Origin of the sequence: Paenibacillus zanthoxyli JH29, assembly GCF_000520715.1 — a bacterium.
Lineage (GTDB): Bacteria > Bacillota > Bacilli > Paenibacillales > Paenibacillaceae > Paenibacillus_AQ > Paenibacillus_AQ zanthoxyli.
Genome location: NZ_ASSD01000251.1, coordinates 1 through 2,810, shown reverse-complemented (window position 1 = coordinate 2,810; position 2,810 = coordinate 1). Strand labels below are relative to the sequence as shown.

Here is a 2,810-nt window from a genome sequence, read left to right as displayed (position 1 = left end):
CCACTGCGGGCGGCGGGCCTGCGCCGGGCAGCGGCAGCCAAGGGCTGGCCAAGGGCCCGGTCTCCGGCAAGCCAGGCAATATGCAGCTTGCGGGCGGAGGAGCCTTCCTGCTCGGCTACTCACCGGCTGGAGAAGAGGTCGGCGTGGGCCGCTCCTATACGGGCGGCAAGCAGTGGAGCAATCTGCCCGGCATACCGGGGTTTGACGGCGTGATCTCTTTTACCGGCGCGAAGGAAGGCTGGCTTGCCGTCAGGGGACTGGAACGGTCCTCGCTGTATGCCACGCAGGACGGAGGCTCCACCTGGAAGCTGAAGCTTTCTTTTAAGACGAAATAGGACAGCATTGGGGGGGCGGAATCCGGGCGATAATGTGATTAGCGATTGAATTGGCCCGGTGAACTGGATATAGTAGTACAATGGGAAAGATACCGGAATTAATGCCCAAACGAAGCAGGCAGAACGGGAGGTGCCAGGTTGCCTGATAACCTTACGCATAAATATGGCGTCTCCGTCACACTCATAAGCCGGCATGAAGGAGAGACAAGCATTCTTAATGTAAGCGGCGAGGCCACGCAAAAGGGACCGCAGCTGTATATTCGTTTTGAGGAACCCGGTCAGGGACCGGATGGCGCCGATGCGTCCGTTCGGACGACGGTCAAGATTCTGGATGACGAGCTGCGGATTATCCGCCACGGCGGCGTCCAGTCGGAGCAATCTTTCCGGAGCGGCGCGCGTTTGCCCGGATTTTACCGGTCTCCCTATACCCAGTTTAATCTGTCCACCGAGACAAGGATGCTGGGAATCTCACGGCAAGAACGTTCCCTGACAGTGAAATGGGAATACGATTTATACGTGTACGACGAGTTGTCGGGACAGTTCGCCATTAGTTTGCATATACAGGAGGAACCTTTAGTATGACACAACGTCCAAATCCGCTTGCCCTCATTAATGAAAGGGTGCAAGAAGCCATCGCTGATGCGGTTGTCGCAGCAGGCCTGGTTCAGCGGGAAGAGCTCCCGGCTATCGTGCTGGAAGTGCCCAAAGACAAAGCCCATGGCGATCTGGCGACCAACGCCGCCATGCAGCTTACCAAAATTGCCAAGCGTAATCCGCGCCAGATCGCCGAGGCGATCGTGGAGCATCTGGATGTAAGCCAAGCCTCGATTGAAAAAGCGGACATCGCCGGCCCCGGCTTCATCAACTTTACGCTGTCCAAATCGTACCTTTATCCGGTCATTGCCCTTGCCCTGGAGCAGGGTGCCGATTACGGCCGCACGGACGCCGGCCAAGGACAAAAGGTCGAGGTTGAGTTCGTCAGCGCCAACCCGACGGGAAGCCTGCATCTGGGCCATGCCCGGGGAGCGGCCGTTGGCGATGCGCTGTGCAATGTGCTGGATTTCGCCGGTTACAAGGTTACGCGCGAATACTATATCAACGACGCGGGCAATCAGGTTTCCAACCTGAGCCAATCGATCGAGGTCCGGTATTTGCAGGAGCTTGGCCAGCAGGCCGAAATGCCGGAGGACGGCTATTACGGCGAAGACATCAAGGGCTTTGCCAAAGAGCTTGTCGCAGATAAAGGCGATTCGCTTCTGGAGCTGTCGCCCGGAGACCGCGCCGCCTTTTTCCGTGCCTACGGGCTGGAGAAGGAACTCGACAAAATCAAGCGCGATCTGGGACGCTTCCGCGTCGCCTTCGACATCTGGTACAGCGAGACCTCGCTGTATGAGACCGGGGAAGTGCTGCGGGCGCTTGACGAGCTGCGGGACCGCGGGGAAGTATACGAAGAGGACGGCGCCACATGGCTGCGGACGACGAAATACGGAGACGACAAGGACCGCGTGCTGATCAAGAATGACGGCACCTATACGTACCTGACGCCGGATATCGCTTATCACAGCGATAAATACGGTCGCGGCTATGACAAAATGATCAATATTTGGGGCGCCGACCACCATGGCTATATTCCACGGATGAAAGCCGCGATGGCGTCGCTTGGCAATGATCCGGACAAGCTGGTTGTGCTGATTGCCCAAATGGTCAGCCTGTTCCAGGACGGCGAGAAGGTGAAAATGTCCAAGCGGACCGGTAAGGCGGTTACCATGGAGGATCTGATGGACGAAGTCGGCGTCGATGCGATTCGCTATTTCTTCACCATGCGGAGCATGGATTCCCATCTCGACTTCGATATGGATCTAGCCGTCTCGACCTCGAACGAAAACCCGGTGTTCTATGTACAATATGCGCATGCGCGCATTTGCAGCGTATTCCGTCAAGCCGAGGAGCAGGGCATCACCCTGCCGGAACTCGCCGGAATTGATTATTCCAAGCTGACGGCAGAGCATGAATACGCCCTGCTGCGCAAAGTCGGCGAGCTTCCAGCCGAGATTGATCTGGCCGCAGAGGGCTATGCTCCGCACCGCTTGATCCGCTATGTGTACGAGCTGGCTTCGCTCTTCCACAGCTACTACAAGGCTGAGCGCGTAATCACCGAGGATGCCGCCCAGACGCTGGCGCGTCTCGCGCTGCTGGGCGCCGTTCGCCAAGCGATTGCGAACGTACTGAGCCTTGTCGGCGTGACGGCGCCGGAACGGATGTAGCGTCCGGAAAGGGCCGCTGCTCGCTTCTGGTCTGCCTCGCCAACCTAAGCTTGATGCCGTCCTGCGGGGCGGCATCTTTTAATTACCGGAGAAATTTTTGGCGGATTGCCGCAAAATTTCTGCAGCTTTTAAGCGCTGGAGGCGGTTTCACTGGGGGCTGGATGGGAGGGCTTTGACCCTGCGCGGCGCAGCCGGAGCCTTGGGCCGCCTC

2 protein-coding genes and 1 pseudogene are annotated in these 2,810 nt (G+C 58.1%); all 3 read left to right on the top strand.

Annotation, left to right across the window (positions count from 1 at the left end; translation table 11 throughout):
• Window positions 1-335, top strand: a pseudogene (locus L691_RS32630) (WD40/YVTN/BNR-like repeat-containing protein); the annotation flags it as partial.
• Between the two features lie 138 nt (window positions 336-473).
• Window positions 474-917 carry a DUF1934 domain-containing protein gene (locus tag L691_RS0109190; RefSeq protein WP_025690151.1) on the top strand — a complete coding sequence of 148 codons (444 nt, stop codon included), beginning with the start codon at window positions 474-476 and terminating at the stop codon, window positions 915-917.
• Window positions 914-2,599, top strand: coding sequence for an arginine--tRNA ligase (gene argS / locus L691_RS0109185; RefSeq protein WP_025690150.1), 1,686 nt, complete (start codon window positions 914-916; stop codon window positions 2,597-2,599). Before L691_RS0109190 ends, argS begins: the two co-directional genes overlap by 4 nt.
• Window positions 2,600-2,810 lie beyond the last annotated feature (211 nt).

Excerpts from the sequence above, each read along its gene's own strand:
- argS (WP_025690150.1), top strand. The coding sequence starts at position 914 with ATGACACAACGTCCAAATCCGCTTGCCCTCATTAATGAAAGGGTGCAA.